The 14,970-nt window shown below is 57.8% G+C and carries 14 protein-coding genes and 1 pseudogene; 6 read left to right on the plus strand and 9 right to left on the minus strand.

All coding sequences use genetic code 11. The features are described from left to right. Positions 1-84 precede the first annotated feature (84 nt). Positions 85-1,293 (plus strand): alanine transaminase, encoded by a 1,209-nt coding sequence (alaC, locus tag ACQ4OE_RS19730; RefSeq protein WP_430947631.1) that lies wholly within the window; start codon positions 85-87, stop codon positions 1,291-1,293. A 96-nt stretch (positions 1,294-1,389) separates the two neighbouring features. Here the strand turns inward: alaC and ACQ4OE_RS19735 are convergent, their stop codons facing one another. Together ACQ4OE_RS19735 and ACQ4OE_RS19740 are read right to left on the minus strand one after the other, a co-directional pair. Next, positions 1,390-2,745 carry a GntP family permease gene (locus tag ACQ4OE_RS19735; RefSeq protein ID WP_430947632.1) on the minus strand — a complete coding sequence of 452 codons (1,356 nt, stop codon included), beginning with the start codon at positions 2,743-2,745 and terminating at the stop codon, positions 1,390-1,392. 82 nt (positions 2,746-2,827) lie between these two features. After that, positions 2,828-3,361: a gluconokinase gene (locus tag ACQ4OE_RS19740; protein ID WP_430947633.1), complete on the minus strand. Its 534-nt coding sequence runs from the start codon at positions 3,359-3,361 to the stop codon at positions 2,828-2,830. 215 nt (positions 3,362-3,576) lie between these two features. Between ACQ4OE_RS19740 and ACQ4OE_RS19745 the strand changes: the two genes are divergently transcribed. Next, positions 3,577-4,608, plus strand: coding sequence for a LacI family DNA-binding transcriptional regulator (locus ACQ4OE_RS19745; RefSeq protein ID WP_122590060.1), 1,032 nt, complete (start codon positions 3,577-3,579; stop codon positions 4,606-4,608). 78 nt (positions 4,609-4,686) lie between these two features. On the opposite strand, the gene ACQ4OE_RS19750 is transcribed toward ACQ4OE_RS19745, so the two are convergent. Continuing rightward, entirely contained in the window at positions 4,687-5,559 is an 873-nt protein-coding gene (locus ACQ4OE_RS19750; RefSeq protein ID WP_430947634.1) for a LysR family transcriptional regulator, read from the minus strand. A gap of 122 nt (positions 5,560-5,681) precedes the next feature. Between ACQ4OE_RS19750 and ACQ4OE_RS19755 the strand changes: the two genes are divergently transcribed. Together ACQ4OE_RS19755 and ACQ4OE_RS19760 are read left to right on the plus strand one after the other, a co-directional pair. Further along, on the plus strand, positions 5,682-6,122 hold the full coding sequence (locus ACQ4OE_RS19755; protein ID WP_122589504.1) for a PACE efflux transporter: 441 nt from the start codon (positions 5,682-5,684) through the stop codon (positions 6,120-6,122). Between the two features lie 125 nt (positions 6,123-6,247). Beyond that, positions 6,248-7,672, plus strand: a complete 1,425-nt coding sequence (locus ACQ4OE_RS19760) for an MFS transporter (RefSeq protein WP_430947635.1) — start codon at positions 6,248-6,250, stop codon at positions 7,670-7,672. Positions 7,673-7,918: 246 nt separating this feature from the next. On the opposite strand, the gene ACQ4OE_RS19765 is transcribed toward ACQ4OE_RS19760, so the two are convergent. Together ACQ4OE_RS19765 and ACQ4OE_RS19770 are read right to left on the minus strand one after the other, a co-directional pair. Continuing rightward, a complete protein-coding gene (locus ACQ4OE_RS19765) occupies positions 7,919-8,458 on the minus strand; it encodes a methyl-accepting chemotaxis protein (RefSeq protein ID WP_232013121.1) in 540 nt (179 codons plus the stop codon). 3 nt (positions 8,459-8,461) lie between these two features. After that, positions 8,462-9,238, minus strand: a pseudogene (locus ACQ4OE_RS19770) (PAS domain-containing protein); the annotation flags it as partial. 854 nt (positions 9,239-10,092) lie between these two features. Between ACQ4OE_RS19770 and ACQ4OE_RS19775 the strand changes: the two are divergent. After that, positions 10,093-10,509: a GNAT family N-acetyltransferase gene (locus ACQ4OE_RS19775; protein ID WP_430947636.1), complete on the plus strand. Its 417-nt coding sequence runs from the start codon at positions 10,093-10,095 to the stop codon at positions 10,507-10,509. Positions 10,510-10,629: 120 nt separating this feature from the next. Here ACQ4OE_RS19775 and def read toward each other — a convergent pair whose 3' ends face one another. From def to ACQ4OE_RS19790, 3 genes are all read right to left on the minus strand, one after another. Continuing rightward, positions 10,630-11,169 (minus strand): peptide deformylase, encoded by a 540-nt coding sequence (gene def, locus ACQ4OE_RS19780; protein WP_122589513.1) that lies wholly within the window; start codon positions 11,167-11,169, stop codon positions 10,630-10,632. Beyond that, entirely contained in the window at positions 11,166-12,122 is a 957-nt protein-coding gene (locus tag ACQ4OE_RS19785; protein WP_122589515.1) for a YihY/virulence factor BrkB family protein, read from the minus strand. The genes def and ACQ4OE_RS19785 overlap by 4 nt, the downstream gene beginning before the upstream one ends. A 165-nt stretch (positions 12,123-12,287) precedes the next feature. After that, positions 12,288-12,479, minus strand: coding sequence for a CsbD family protein (locus tag ACQ4OE_RS19790; RefSeq protein ID WP_430947637.1), 192 nt, complete (start codon positions 12,477-12,479; stop codon positions 12,288-12,290). Between the two features lie 198 nt (positions 12,480-12,677). Here ACQ4OE_RS19790 and ACQ4OE_RS19795 point away from each other — a divergent pair, with 198 nt between their 5' ends. After that, positions 12,678-13,055, plus strand: coding sequence for a hypothetical protein (locus tag ACQ4OE_RS19795; RefSeq protein ID WP_007917843.1), 378 nt, complete (start codon positions 12,678-12,680; stop codon positions 13,053-13,055). Positions 13,056-13,172: 117 nt separating this feature from the next. Here the strand turns inward: ACQ4OE_RS19795 and fadD1 are convergent, their stop codons facing one another. Continuing rightward, on the minus strand, positions 13,173-14,870 hold the full coding sequence (fadD1, locus tag ACQ4OE_RS19800; protein ID WP_122589519.1) for a long-chain-fatty-acid--CoA ligase FadD1: 1,698 nt from the start codon (positions 14,868-14,870) through the stop codon (positions 13,173-13,175). Positions 14,871-14,970 lie beyond the last annotated feature (100 nt).

The following is a 14,970-nucleotide window of genomic DNA, read 5'->3' on the forward strand; positions in this document are numbered from 1 at the left end:
ACTGACCTTATCTTCCGCCACAGGTCACCGCAGTGACCAGCGTCGCTCGGACGGTTCCGGGCGCTTACGTTATCCGAGGCAACAATGGCTGAACAAGGTTCGCCGCGCCGCTTTGCGCGCATAGATCGACTCCCCCCTTACGTTTTCAACATCACCGCCGAGCTGAAGATGGCCGCGCGTCGTCGTGGTGAAGACATCATCGACTTGAGCATGGGCAACCCCGACGGGGCCACGCCGCCGCACATTGTCGAAAAACTCGTGCAAGTCGCCCAACGCGAAGACACCCACGGTTACTCCACATCCAAGGGTATTCCGCGTCTGCGCCGGGCGATTTCCAACTGGTACAAGCAACGCTACGAGGTCGACATCGACCCGGAAAGCGAAGCCATCGTCACCATCGGTTCAAAGGAAGGCCTGGCGCATTTGATGCTGGCCACCCTCGATCAGGGCGACACCGTACTGGTGCCGAACCCGAGCTACCCGATTCACATCTACGGTGCGGTGATTGCCGGCGCCCAGGTGCGTTCGGTGCCGCTGGTGCCCGGCGTGGACTTCTTCGATGAGTTGGAACGGGCGATTCGTGGCTCGATTCCGAAGCCGAAAATGATGATCCTCGGCTTCCCGTCGAACCCGACCGCGCAATGCGTTGAGCTGGATTTCTTCGAACGAGTGATCGCCCTCGCCAAGCAGTACGACGTGTTGGTGATTCACGATCTGGCCTACGCCGATATCGTTTATGACGGCTGGAAAGCCCCATCGATCATGCAAGTGCCCGGCGCCAAGGACATCGCGGTGGAGTTTTTCACCCTGTCCAAGAGCTACAACATGGCGGGCTGGCGCATCGGTTTCATGGTCGGTAACCCGGAACTGGTCAACGCTCTGGCGCGGATCAAGAGTTACCACGACTACGGCACCTTCACTCCGCTGCAAGTCGCGGCGATTGCGGCGCTGGAAGGCGATCAGCAGTGCGTGCGCGACATCGCCGAGCAGTATCGCCAGCGTCGCAATGTACTGGTGAAAGGCCTGCATGAACTGGGCTGGATGGTCGAGAATCCCAAAGCTTCGATGTATGTCTGGGCGAAGATTCCCGAGCAGTACGCGCATCTGGGCTCGCTGGAATTCGCCAAGAAACTGCTGGCCGAGGCCAAGGTCTGCGTCTCTCCGGGAGTGGGTTTTGGTGAGTACGGTGATGACCACGTGCGCTTTGCACTGATCGAAAACCAGGACCGGATTCGTCAGGCTGTACGCGGGATTCGCGGGATGTTCCGGGCGGATGGATTAGTTACCAAATAACTGACCCACCTCTGATCGTTCCCACGCTCCGCGTGGGAACGATCACCCACAAAAAAACCGCATCGCTGCGGTTTTTTTGTGTCTGCAAGAAGCCGCTTAAACGAACAGCGACAACAGCAGGATAAAGCCCAACGCAACCACCGACAGGATGGTTTCCATCGCTGTCCAGGTTTTGAACGTCTCGGCTACGGTCATGTTGAAGTATTGCTTAACCAGCCAGAAACCAGCGTCGTTCACGTGGGACAGGATCAACGAACCGGCGCCAGTCGCGAGCACCAGCAGCTCACGGTTAACACCCGGAATCATCCCCACCACCGGCACCACAATGCCCGCGCCAGTAATGGTCGCCACAGTCGCCGAACCGGTAGCGATACGAATCACCGCCGCCACCAGCCATGCCAGCAGGATTGGCGAAATCTGTGCGCTGACCGCCATGTGGCCGATCACGTCGCCCACGCCACTGGTCACCAGCATCTGCTTGAAGCCACCGCCAGCACCGATGATCAGGATGATCGCGGCGGTTGGCGCCAGGCTCGCGTCGAGCCACTTGAGCATCTGCTGGGAACCGATGCCCTGCTTGTGCCCGAAGGTGTACAGCGACAGCAGCAACGCCAGCAGCAGTGCCGAGATCGGGTGACCGATCATGTCCATCCAGGTGCGGAAGAAGTGACCGTCGGGCAGCGCCACGTCAGCGAAGGTTTTCAGCAGCATCAGGAACACCGGCAGCAGCACGGTGACCAGGGTGATGCCGAAGCTCGGCAGGTTCGCCGAGTCATCGTTTTCGCGGGCCAGTTGATCGACCAGTTCCTGATTCGGATGACCCGGAATGTGCTTGGCGATGAACGTACCGAAGATCGGACCGGCAATGATTGCCGTCGGCAGCGCAACGATCAGACCGTAAAGAATGGTCTTGCCGATGTCCGCTCCAAACACGCCGATGGCCAGCAGCGGGCCCGGGTGCGGTGGCACCAGACCGTGCACGGCGGACAGACCGGCGAGCAACGGGATACCGATCTTGATGATCGACACGCCGGTGCGGCGCGCAACGATGAACACCAATGGAATCAGCAGAACAAAACCGATTTCGAAGAACAGCGGAATCCCGACCAGAAACGCGGCGAACATCATCGCCCACTGGACTTTGTCCTTGCCGAACGCACGGATCAGGGTCTGGGCGATCTGATCCGCCCCGCCCGACTCGGCCATCATTTTGCCGAGCATGGTGCCCAGCGCGAGGATGATGCCGACAAAACCGAGCACGCCACCGAAGCCGTCCTGGAACGCTTTGATGATGGTGCCGATCGGCATACCGGAGGTCAGACCGAGAAAGGCTGCGGCTATGGTCAGGGAAATAAACGGGTGCAGCTTGAACTTGGTGATCAGGACAATCAGTCCGATCACCGTGACCACTGCATCAAGCAGCAGAAACGCGTCGTGGGACATGCCAAACATTGGGGGTGTCTCCTGGATTGTTGTTGTTATTAAAGCGGGTTAAACAGAAGTCGTGAGGACAGCGCTATCTCTTTCAACACACTCATACCGCCTGTTTCAGACCGTGGGCCTGCCACCAGACGTGAGCCTGGGACGCCAGTTCTTCAACGTTGTGGATCGAAGCATTCAACGCCAACGTCAACGGCTCGCCTTTCGGCGATTCGAGGGTGGCGAACTGGCTTTCGATCAACGTGGCCGGCATGAAGTGGCCCGGACGGTGGGACACACGTTCAGCGGCGACTTCAGGGGTCAATTCAAGAAACACGAAGCCCAAGCCCGGCAAGGCGCTACGCAACACTTCGCGATAACTGTGTTTAAGGGCCGAGCAGGTCAGCACCGGGCGTTTGCCCGATGCATCGACGCGACGCAGTTCATCGCACAGGCTGTCGAGCCAGCCGGCACGGTCGTCGTCGTTCAGGGGGATCCCCGCGCTCATCTTTTCGATGTTCGCGGCCGGATGGAAAGTATCGCCTTCAATGGCAGTGGCGCCGCTCAATTGGCACAGGGCCTCGCTGACGCACGTCTTGCCGCAACCGGCAACGCCCATGATGACCAGGGCGGTGATGGGATGACTCATATAACACCTCAGCGCGCAGACAGCGCTACCTTTGCTAGCTATGACTCTAGTGCACAGGCAGAAGTTGCCGACGCCTTCTTGTCGTTTTTTTGGGTTGCAGCAGGTTTGCGCCCAACGCCAAAAAGCGAAGATCAGGCAGGACCTCGCTTACGCATTTACAGCTGCATCAGGACAGCGCTACCTTAGTGCCTTGATTTTTGTTTGGCAAGCCGTCGATGACCACCCCTAAAAACGATAAAAATACCCGCACCACCGGCCGTCCCACCCTGAATGAAGTTGCCCGCCTGGCCGGGGTCAGCCCGATTACCGCCTCCCGCGCCTTGCGTGGGGTCAGCACGGTCGCCACCGAACTGGTGGAAAAAGTCCAGAAAGCCGCCCTCGAACTCAACTACGTAGTCAACCCGGCCGCCCGCGCTTTAGCCTCGGCGCAGAGCCATTCTGTCGTCGTGTTAGTGCCTTCACTGTCCAACTTGCTGTTCATCGATACCCTGGAAGCCATTCATCGAGTGCTCACGCCCAAGGGCTTCGAAGTGCTGATCGGCAACTTCCACTATTCCCGCGATGAAGAAGAAAACCTGCTGCGCAACTACATGGCCTATCAGCCGCGTGGCTTTTTGCTGACCGGATTTGATCGCACGGAAAGTTCGCGGCGCATGATCGAGGCCAGCAACATTCCCTGCGTTTATATGATGGAACTGGACAGCGCGGCTGGCGTGAATTGCGTGGGGTTTTCGCAGTTGAGTGCCGGTGAAACGGCGGCTGAACATTTGCTCTCTCGTGGGCGCAAGCGTCTGGCGTACATCGGCGCGCAACTGGATCAACGGACGTTGTTGCGCGGTGAGGGTTTTCGCAAAGCGTTGCAGAAGGCCGGGCGTTACGACCCGGATCTCGAAGTGCTGACGCCGCGCGCGTCGTCGGTGGGCCTGGGTGGCGAGCTGTTTTTGCAGTTGCTGGCGGCGCACCCCGACGTCGATGCGATCTTCTTTGGCAACGACGATTTGGCTCAGGGGGCGTTGCTCGAAGCGCTGCGCAGCGGCATCAGGATTCCCGAACAAGTGGCGATTCTGGGCTTCAACGACTTGCCGATGTCCGAATACATGGTGCCGCGTTTAAGCAGCATCAACACCCCGCGTGAGGCGATTGGCCGGCGCGCGGCGGAGCAGATGTTGACGTTGATGGCCGGTAACAGCGTCGCCCGTCCAGTTGAAGACATGGGTTTCGAACTGAAGATTCGCGAAAGTACCTGACCTTCCACAGATTCAAGGTTGAATTACAATCCCGGTAGGAGCGAGCCTGCTCGCTCCCACATTGGATCTCCACCGTCTCTAGTGACTAAGCAGGTCTACGAGGGCCAATGCGCCTTTCTGTAGCGGCTGGCTCTTCAGCCACACCGCATGCACCGGCATCACCAACCCGTTTTCGATGTTGCGGAAGTTCAGGCGCTTCAGTCGTCCGCTGTCCAGTCGCGATTGCACCACCGACAACGGAAAATTGCCCCAGCCCAATCCCGCCTCGACCATTTCCATGGCCGTCTCGAGATTGTCCGTACGCCAATACGATTGCGCCACCAGCGGGCGTGTCTCACTGATGGGCAAGTCGCGACTGGCGACGATGATCTGCCGCACCTGCACCAGATCTTCGAGAAACACATCCTGCCCCTGCAACAACGGACTGTCCGCCGCCAGCGTGGCGATCATCCGTTCGTTGCCGACGAACTGAAAACGCTCCAGCACATTCATGCTAAGCCCGGCGAACGCCAGGCAAACGCTGACCCGGCCACTGTGCAACATCGCCAACACGTCATCCTGCGGCGCGGTGAGCACTTCGATGTCGAGCAGCGGATGTCGCTCGGCAATCGCTTTGATCGCCGCCAGCAAACGGTGGCGGTCGATGTCCGCGACCACGCCAATCGACAATTTGCTCTCCAGCCCCAATGACAACTCCACCGCGTGAACTTGCAGTTGTTTCAATTGCTCGGCGATCAGCCGCGCATGGGGGACCAGGGACAGCGCCATTGCCGTGGGTTGTGGCTCGCGATGGCTGCGGTCGAACAGCAAGTAACCGAGTTCGGCCTCGAGATTGCCAATGCCCATGCTGACTGCAGAGGGCACGCGACCTAACGCGCGCGCCGCAGCGGAAAATGAGCCACGCTCGATCACCGCAAGAAACAGCTCAATGCTGTCGCTGTTGAAATTCACTTTGCACACCTATCAATAAAACTGAAAGCAGCCGACTTTTTCTGTCAGGCCTATTGAAGCTATCTTTCGCCGCCTTCGCCAGCCCCGCTGGCCAACAAATGGCAAAAAAGAGGTAAAACTCCATGCAAGGCGTTAAACGCAAACTGGTCTATGTATCGCTTTATGAAGTGATCGGCATGACCTTCTCCGCCCTCGGTCTGGCATTACTGTCCGGCACGTCCCCGGGCAGCACCGGCCCACTCGCGGTGATCATCACCACGATCGCCGTGACCTGGAATTTCATCTACACCTCGATGTTCGAGCATTGGGAAAGTCGCCAACCGTCGCGTACCCGCACCGTGAAACGACGCATTGCCCACGCCATCGGTTTTCAACTGACGTTGATCGTATTCCTCATTCCGTTGATTGCCTGGTGGATGAACATCAGTCTGGTGCAGGCATTTCTGCTCGATCTGGCGTTGATCATTTTCATCCCGTGCTACACATTCGCGTTTAACTGGCTGTTCGACCGCGTGTTCGGTTTACCGGCCTCCGCGCTGCCAGATTCAGCCGCTGCGGCATAAATCGTTAATTCGTAAACAGATATTGCGAGAAATCAGCGGTTTAGCCGAGTAAACCGCTGATATTCACAATCCACGAACTCCGATAGCAGGCTAAGCTTTTCCATCAATAAAAAATGGATCAGCCCATGACTGCTCACGCCCCCGCCGCCGCGCACAGCGACGGCATCGACCCGATCCGCGCCGCTCAGGTTTCCGCCCGCATCGACCGCCTCCCGGCGGTCGCGACGATCTGGCGGCTGGTGGCGCTGCTGTCGATCGGTGGTTTCTTCGAACTCTATGACCTGTTCCAGACCGCCTACATCAGCCCCGGCCTGATCCGCGACGGTATCTTTGCCACCGGTAATCAGGGCGTATTCGGGTTCTCCGATCAGGCAGCGTTTGCCTCGGCGACTTTCCTCGGTCTGTTCCTCGGCGCCAGCCTGCTCAGCCCGTTGGCCGACCGTTTTGGCCGGCGCGCGATCTTCACCTTCGCGCTCGTCTGGTACACCGTGGCGACGGTGTTGATGGGCATTCAAGGTTCGGCGCTGGGCATTATCGGCATGCGCTTTCTGGTGGGCATCGGCTTGGGCATCGAACTGGTGACCATCGACGCCTACCTCTCGGAGCTGGTGCCCAAACGCATGCGCAGCTCGGCGTTTGCCTTTGCGTTTTTCGTGCAGTTTCTGTCGGTGCCAGCGGTGGCATTAATGTCGTGGTGGCTGGTGCCGCAAGCGCCGTTTGGCGTGTCCGGCTGGCGTTGGGTGGTGTTGGCGAGCGCGGTGTTTGCCTTGTTTATCTGGTGGCTGCGCAAACGTCTGCCGGAATCGCCACGCTGGCTGGCGCAACAGGGGCGTTTTGATGAGGCCAATCGGATTCTCGACAATATTGAAGCGCGTTGCGAGAAGGATGACGGCAAACCGTTGGACGCTCCTGAAGCCGTACCGGTCGACGTAGAGGGCAAAGGTCGTTTCGCCGATATCTGGCAGCCGCCCTATCGCCGCCGCGCGTTGATGTTGATCGTTTTCCACATCTTCCAGGCGATCGGTTTCTTTGGCTTTGGCAACTGGTTGCCGGCGTTGCTGTCCGGTCAGGGCGTCAGCGTCACCCACAGTCTGATGTACGCCTTCATCATCACCCTCGCCTACCCGCTCGGGCCGTTGCTGTTCGTGAAGTTCGCCAATCGCTTCGAGAACAAATGGCAGATTGTCGGCTCCGCCCTAGGCGCCATGACCTTCGGCACCTTGTTTGCGTTGCAGACCAGTGCGTTCGGGCTGATCTTCTGCGGGGTGATGATCACCTTCTGCAATGCCTGGCTGAGCTTCAGTTATCACTCGTACCAGAGCGAACTGTTCCCGACCAATATTCGCGCCCGCGCGGTGGGTTTCTGCTATTCGTTCAGTCGCTTGTCGACGGTGTTCAGCAGCCTGTTGATCGGTTTGTTTCTCGACAATTTCGGTACGCCCGGAGTGTTGGCGTTCATCGTCAGCAGCATGCTGATCGTGATGCTGACCATCGGCTACTTTGGCCCGCGGACACGCAATCTGGCGTTGGAGAATATTGCCCATCGTTGATAGCGCATCGGCAAAGAGATCGCCGAGCGTTTACAGGACAAGATTAAGTTGGCGAAGCGGAGAAAAACAACGTGAAGGACAGCGATAAAACGGCGGACAAGTTTCTTGCTGCCCTTTGACGGTTCTGAATAAACACAATACCTGTGGGAGCGAGCCTGCTCGCGAAAGCGGTGGATCAGCCAACATCACTGTTGAATGATCAATCGCATTCGCGAGCAGGCTCGCTCCCACAGTTGCTCTACGGTGTCAGTTCAATTGCAGGGTTTCGTTGAACTGGCTGATGGCATCAACGACGTGCCGTGAGCCTTGCTGAATTTCCTGAATCACCGCTCCCGCTTCGTTCGCCAGTTCCACTCCTAGCCCGGTTCGACTCAGACTCGACTGCATGCTCGACACCGCACTCAGCGACAAGTCATGGTTTTTGCGCACCACATCAACGATCTCCAGCGTCGCCTGACTGGTTCGCGCCGCGAGGCTGCGCACTTCATCCGCGACCACCGCAAACCCGCGCCCATGCTCCCCGGCCCGCGCTGCTTCGATAGCCGCATTGAGCGCCAACAAGTTGGTCTGATCGGCAATCCCGCGGATGGTCTGAACGATGGTGCCGATGATGTCCGACTGCTTGCTGACCGCGTCGATGCTGACCGCCGCTTCGTTGAGGTCGCGGGAAATGTCCTGAATGATCTGCACCGTTTGCTGCACGACCTGTGAGCCTTTTTGCGCGCAGGCGTCATTTTGTACCGAGGTGCTGTGGGCCGATTCGGCGGCGTTCTGCAAGGTGGTCATCTGATGGGTGATGTCGCTGGCGAACTTGACCACTTTGTACAAGCGGCCCTTGGCGTCGAACAGCGGGTTGTAGGAGGCTTCGAGGTAAACCATATGGCCGGCCTTGTTCTTGCGCTCAAAACGATGGGAGTGATATTCGCCGCGATTCAACGAGGCCCAGAAAGCTTTGTACTGCGATGACTCCGACTCGCTGCGATGGCAAAACATGCTGTGATGATGGCCAACGATTTCGTTGAGCGAGTACTGCATGGTCTTGAGAAAGTTGTCGTTGGCGGCAATCACATCGCCTTCCGGGGTGAACTCGATCACCGCCATCGAACGGCTGATCGCCGCGAGCATGCTTTCTTCTTCATGTTCTTTGTTCACCCGGGCGGTAATGTCCGCCGCCACTTTGATCACACTTTTGACCTGCTTGTCCGGGCCATACACCGGCATGTAACTGGCTTCGAGCCAGATCTCTCTGCCGTTCTTGTTCAAGCGCAGAAAGGTGCCACTGATAGGCTCGCCACGGGCCAGGTCGCGCCACAACCTGGCGTATTCCTCGCTGCGGTAAAAGGCTTCTTCACAAAAGATCCGGTGATGTTTGCCCCGCACTTCTTCAGCGCTGTAACCCATGGTTTTGCAGAAGTTTTCGTTGGCATCCAGAACGATGCCGTCGGGGGTGAATTCGATCATTGCCATCGAGCGGCTGATCGCTTCGATCTTGGCGTTAGCCTCGGTCAAGGCACAGCTGAATCGCTCGATCTGCTGCAGGTCAGCCTTGTGATGTAGGTTGAACATGGTTCTATCACCTTCCGCGCGGTCTTTTGATTTGATGAAAGTTCAGGTCTTTCAAGATCCACCAATGGATTCCACAGAACAGGCACACGCATTCCTCCAAAGGGAGGAAGTTGTCAGGTGATAACTGATGATCAATCGGAACGTCCATGCAGCGACGCTCTAATCAAGACATCCTTCTCTTGATAGCCCGCACGCGGGCCAGCCCTAACGCGTTGAAGAACTTCCATATAAATGATGCTCCTTGTTGGTTCAGTGTCGGTGCCTTGGGTTGCGCACTCTGGCAGCATGAATTCACGCACTAACCGTGCACGGTCGACATGGTTAGTTACTGAGGAGCATAGACAGCGCAAAGCCGCGCGCAAGGCCACTAGTCGGCCAGTGTCTGGCACTTTTTGCACAAGAATCGGTTCAGCGCGGGGATAAATGTTGCCGTGGCAGACGCTTTCGCGAGCCGGCTCGCTCCAACGGGGATCAAGTTCTTGGGCGAGTGACAGGATGCTCAGGACTATCAATCGGTCTGAGTCCATGGTGACCAGCAGCAGGTACTGCCACACCGCAAATGCACGGTAGTGCGCAATGATCTTGCAGAATATTTTCAGGTTCAGGCAGGAGCCCGAGAACCGGGCTCCGGAAGGACTTGCTCAATGGCCGAAAATATCGACCTTCTTGGCCTTCTTCTCCGCACGTTTTTCAATCGCAGTCTTGGCCGGTTTTTTCTTCGCGGCTTTCTTTGAATCCATACCTTTGGACATGATGCGTACTCCACTCACAGGGGATGTGAGGTCAGGTATACACCTATCCAGAGCCGCGCGTTCTTTTATAATCGCGGCTTTTCGTACCGACAGTCCGAGCCCATGCCCGATACCCGATTCAGCCTGCTCGACGAGTCCTTGTGGCCGTTGATGAACAAATTTTACCGCAGCCATCAATCGTCGATGAAAGCCGTGCGCGATGCGCAATTGTGGGTGGCGCGGCGCGGCGACATTGTGGCCGCGTTGTGCTTGCGGCCGGTCGCCGGAGGGCATTGGTTGACGGGGTTGTTTGTGGATCCTGGTTGTCGCGAACAAGGGCTTGCCGCGCAGTTGATTGCGGCAGCGGTACAGGGTGTGAGCGAGCCGGTGTGGCTGTTCTGTCATCCAGATTTGCGGGGGTTTTACGAGCGGCGCGGGTTTACCTTCGATCCGGCCTTGCCGCAGGCGATGGCGGAGCGGTTGAGCCGGTATGCGCGGAGCAAGCCGATGATTGCGATGGAGCTGAAACCTTCAATCTGACGCAAAACCCTGTGGGAGCGAGCCTGCTCGCGAAAACGGTGTGTCAGGCAGAGAACCTGTCACTGATATTGCGCATTCGCGAGCAGGCTCGCTCCCCCAGGGGATGTGTTAGGTCTTGAACTAGTCGTCAGCCGTGGGATCGAGATCCGGGAACATCACTTCGGTAAAGCCGAACTTGCTGAAGTCGGTAATCCGCGACGGGTACAACCGGCCGATCAGGTGATCGCACTCATGCTGCACCACCCGCGCATGGAAACCCGAGGCCACGCGCACAATCGGTTCGCCCTTCGGATCGAACCCTTCATAGCGAATCTGTTGAAATCGATCCACGGCACCGCGCAAACCCGGCACCGACAGGCAACCTTCAAAACCTTCTTCCGTCAGTGTATTCAACGGCGTGATCAGCGGATTGATCAGGATCGTCTGCGGCACCGCTTCGGCATCCGGGTAACGTTCGCTGTGCTCGAAGCCGAAAATCACCAATTGCAAATCGACGCCGATCTGCGGCGCGGCCAGACCGACGCCGCCGACGCTTTCCATGGTCTGGAACATGTCGTCGATCAGTTGCCACAGCTCAGGGCTGTCGAACATTTCCGGCGGCACCGGCGGGGCGATGCGCAGCAGACGCTCGTCGCCCATTTTGAGGATTTCACGGATCATGATGTGGCTTCGTCAGTGTCCGGCTTGAGCGAGTGATCGCGGCCCAGGCCCGAGACATGTTGTTTGGGTTGTTCATCGAGTTCGCCGGGGACTTTCTCGCCCGGGTCCTTGCCCTCGCTGGACATGTGCTCGATCACCGCATTCATTTCCGCGCCGAGCAGCAGCACCGCGGCGGAAATGTAGAAATACAGCAACAGCACGATGATCGCCCCGATGCTGCCATACATCGCGTTGTAGTTGGCGAAGGTCTTCACGTAGAACGCGAAACCCAACGAGGCGATGATCCACACCACCACGGCGAGTACCGAGCCTGGGGTGATGAAGCGGAATTCCTGTTTAACGTCCGGCATGACGTAGTAGATCAGTGCCACGGCGACCATCATCAGAATCACGATCACCGGCCAGCGCGCAATCGTCCAGATTGTAACGATGACCTCTTCCAGCCCGACCTGCGCGGCGATCCAGCCCATCACCTGCGGCCCGAGCACCATCAACGCGGCAGCCACCAGCAGCATGCCGGCGATGCCGACGGTGTAAACCACCGACAGCGGAAAGCGCTTCCAGACCGGTCGACCTTCGACCACGTCATACGCCGCATTCATCGCACTCATCATCAGGCGTACGCCGGCAGAAGCGGTGTACAAGGCGATGACGATACCGACCGAGAGCAAACCGCCCTTGGATTGTTGCAGTTGATCGATTACCGGGTTGACCGATTCCAATGCCTGCGGTGGCAGGACCAATTCCGATTGCAGGCGCAACCAGGAAAAGAAGTCCGGCAGGTGCAGGAAACCGATCAGGGCGATCAGGAACAGAATGAACGGGAACAGCGAGAACAGCATCTGGTAGGCCAGTGCCGAGGCGTAGGTCGACATTTCGTCATCGACGAACTCAGTGACCGTGCGCATCATCACCCGATGCAGGGGCAGACCTTTCATGTCTGGAAATATCATTCGCGTCTCCTTTCGCCGCTATACAGGTTTGAAATCGTGGCGACTCAGGGGCCGTTTTTTACATCAAGGTAGCCTGTTTGGCGAACCTTGCCGGGTCTCAGCAGGATTTCGACACAAAAACGGCCATCCTTGGATGGCCGCTCATGTGTTTCGTTCAAGGCTGAATTACGCCTTGTCGACGCCTTTTTTGAGAGAGTCCTTGGCTTTGCCGACTTCTTGCTGGGCTTCGCCTTTCTTCTCTTGAATTTTGCCTTCGACCTGCAGCTTGTCGTTGTCGGTGGCTTTACCGACGCCTTGCTTGACGTTGCCGACCGCTTCGTTGGCCATGCCTTTTACTTTATCGCCTGTGCTACTCATGGTGTTTCTCCTTGGTGCAATTAGGGGGAAAAGTCAGTACGTAATGATTGACTGGCCGGGTTTGCGCCAAGTTTCATTTATTTTTCGCCGGATCATTTCGTCGCGACGAGCAGGTTGGGCTTTATGTTTGCAGCCCAACCCACGAGAATGCCCACCATATGGGCGCCACGCGCCAGGAACCGATCCCGCAGGAATGTTATGAAACTCGATAAAACGCAGGCCATCGCCCGTCGCAACAAGGAACTGGGCGGCGCCGTGCTCGGCACCAACAACTGCCACTTCGCCGAACTGAACCGCAACCGCAACATCTGGTGGTTCGACCTGCCAGTGTCGCGTCTGGCGATTGGTCAGTACGAGTGGATTCACCTGCTGATGCACACGCCGGCCACCGACGAACTGCTGCACCTGAAAGTGCCGACGGTGTTTCTGCGTGAAAAGCTCGAAGGGCTGGTGATTCGCAACGAAGGCAAGCGTAAAGCGGCGTTGAGCCTGGAATTGAGCGCGGACAAGGATTCGTATCTGCAGGACATGCGTCCGGCGGGGACCAATGTGAATTTCGCGCCGTTCCGTCAGTAGCCGAAAAGCTTCGCTAGCAAGCCCCTCCCACACTGATCGTTCCCACGCTCTGCGTGGGAACGATCAAAGCCCTCCTCTGCACCAACAAAAAGCCCCGCATCTGCGGGGCTTTTTGCATTAGGCGGCGGACTTGGCCTTGATCTTCTTCAGCTCTTCATCGCGCAACTCGCGGCGCAGGATCTTGCCGACGTTGGTGGTCGGCAACGCATCGCGGAATTCCACCGAGCGCGGCACCTTGTAGCCGGTGACGTTGGCGCGCATGTGCTCCATCACCGTTTCCTTGGTCAGCGTGACGCCCGGTTTGGCGACGATGAAAATCTTGATCGCCTCGCCCGACTTCTCGTCCGGCACGCCGATGGCCGCGCACTGCAACACGCCCGGCAAGGTCGCCAGCACGTCTTCCAGCTCGTTCGGATAAACGTTGAAACCGGAGACCAGAATCATGTCTTTCTTGCGATCGACAATGCGCATGTAGCCGTCCGGCTGGATCAGCGCGATGTCACCGGTCTTCAGCCAGCCTTCGCTGTCGAGCATTTCATCGGTGGCTTCCTGACGCTGCCAGTAGCCCTTCATCACTTGCGGGCCTTTGACGCACAACTCGCCGATTTCACCCAGCGGCTGCTCGACACCGTTATCGTCGATGACTTTGCACAGGGTCGACGGCACCGGAATACCGATGGTGCCGATCTGGATGTGCTGGATCGGGTTGACCGTCGCCACCGGGCTGGTTTCGGTCATGCCGTAACCTTCGCAGATGGCGCAACCGGTGACCGCTTTCCAGCGTTCAGCAGCGGCCAGTTGCAGGGCCATGCCGCCGGACAGGGTGACTTTCAGTGCCGAGAAGTCCAGCTTGCGGAAACCTTCGTTGTTGCACAGGGCCACGAACAAGGTGTTCAAGCCGACAAAACCGCTGAACTTCCACTTCGACAGTTCCTTGACCATCGCCGGCAGGTCGCGCGGGTTGCTGATCAGGATGTTGTGGTTGCCGATCAGCATCATCGCCATGCAATGAAAGGTAAACGCATAGATGTGGTACAGCGGCAGCGGCGTGATCAGGATCTCGCAGCCTTCGTTGAGGTTGGAACCCATCAGCGCCTTGCATTGCAGCATGTTGGCGACGAGGTTGCGGTGAGTCAGCATCGCGCCCTTGGCCACGCCGGTGGTGCCGCCGGTGTATTGCAGCACCGCGACGTCGCCGCTGTCCGGGTTGGCTTCGGCCACCGGTTGGCCCTGGCCTTTGCTCAGCACGTCGTTGAACTTGATGGCTTTCGGCAGGTGATAGGCCGGAACCATTTTCTTCACGTACTTGATGACGCTGTTGATCAGCAGGCGTTTGACCGGCGGCAACAGGTCGGCAACTTCGGTGACGATGACGTGTTTGACCCCGGTTTTCGGCACCACGGCTTCGGCCAGGTGCGCCATGTTCGCCAGGCAAACAAGGGCCTTGGCCCCGGAGTCATTGAATTGGTGTTCCATTTCCCGCGCGGTGTACAGCGGGTTGGTGTTGACCACGATCAGCCCGGCGCGGATCGCACCGAAGACGGCCACCGGGTATTGCAGGACGTTGGGCAATTGCACGGCGATTCGATCACCGGGCTGCAAGTCGGTATGCTGTTGCAGATACGCGGCAAACGCACCGGACAATTCGTACAGTTCACCGTAGGTGATTGTCTTGCCCAGGTTGCTGAAAGCCGGTTTGTTGGCGAAGCGTTGGCAGGATTGCTTCAACACTGCCTGAATGTTCGGATACTCGTCTGGATTGATGTCGGCAGCAATTCCAGCCGGGTATTTATCCTTCCAAAAGTCTTCGATCATGGAAGCCCACTCCTCAGCAACGCGAATTCTTCACCGCATTTGATGCGATTATTATTGGTGTGTGTTTTGTATTGGTGAATCTGGCTTTCAGATAGGCCGA

Source organism: Pseudomonas sp. WC2, assembly GCF_050586545.1.
In the GTDB taxonomy this organism is placed as follows: Bacteria; Pseudomonadota; Gammaproteobacteria; order Pseudomonadales; family Pseudomonadaceae; genus Aquipseudomonas.

Coding starts and splice junctions, on each gene's coding strand:
- def (WP_122589513.1), bottom strand. CDS start 11,169: ATGATCCGTGAAATCCTCAAAATGGGCGACGAGCGTCTGCTGCGCATC.
- ACQ4OE_RS19740 (WP_430947633.1), bottom strand. CDS start 3,361: ATGAGTCATCCCATCACCGCCCTGGTCATCATGGGCGTTGCCGGTTGC.
- ACQ4OE_RS19760 (WP_430947635.1), top strand. CDS start 6,248: ATGACTGCTCACGCCCCCGCCGCCGCGCACAGCGACGGCATCGACCCG.
- ACQ4OE_RS19745 (WP_122590060.1), top strand. CDS start 3,577: ATGACCACCCCTAAAAACGATAAAAATACCCGCACCACCGGCCGTCCC.
- ACQ4OE_RS19790 (WP_430947637.1), bottom strand. CDS start 12,479: ATGAGTAGCACAGGCGATAAAGTAAAAGGCATGGCCAACGAAGCGGTC.
- ACQ4OE_RS19775 (WP_430947636.1), top strand. CDS start 10,093: ATGCCCGATACCCGATTCAGCCTGCTCGACGAGTCCTTGTGGCCGTTG.
- ACQ4OE_RS19785 (WP_122589515.1), bottom strand. CDS start 12,122: ATGATATTTCCAGACATGAAAGGTCTGCCCCTGCATCGGGTGATGATG.
- ACQ4OE_RS19755 (WP_122589504.1), top strand. CDS start 5,682: ATGCAAGGCGTTAAACGCAAACTGGTCTATGTATCGCTTTATGAAGTG.
- fadD1 (WP_122589519.1), bottom strand. CDS start 14,870: ATGATCGAAGACTTTTGGAAGGATAAATACCCGGCTGGAATTGCTGCC.
- alaC (WP_430947631.1), top strand. CDS start 85: ATGGCTGAACAAGGTTCGCCGCGCCGCTTTGCGCGCATAGATCGACTC.
- ACQ4OE_RS19795 (WP_007917843.1), top strand. CDS start 12,678: ATGAAACTCGATAAAACGCAGGCCATCGCCCGTCGCAACAAGGAACTG.
- ACQ4OE_RS19765 (WP_232013121.1), bottom strand. CDS start 8,458: ATGACCACCTTGCAGAACGCCGCCGAATCGGCCCACAGCACCTCGGTA.
- ACQ4OE_RS19735 (WP_430947632.1), bottom strand. CDS start 2,745: ATGTTTGGCATGTCCCACGACGCGTTTCTGCTGCTTGATGCAGTGGTC.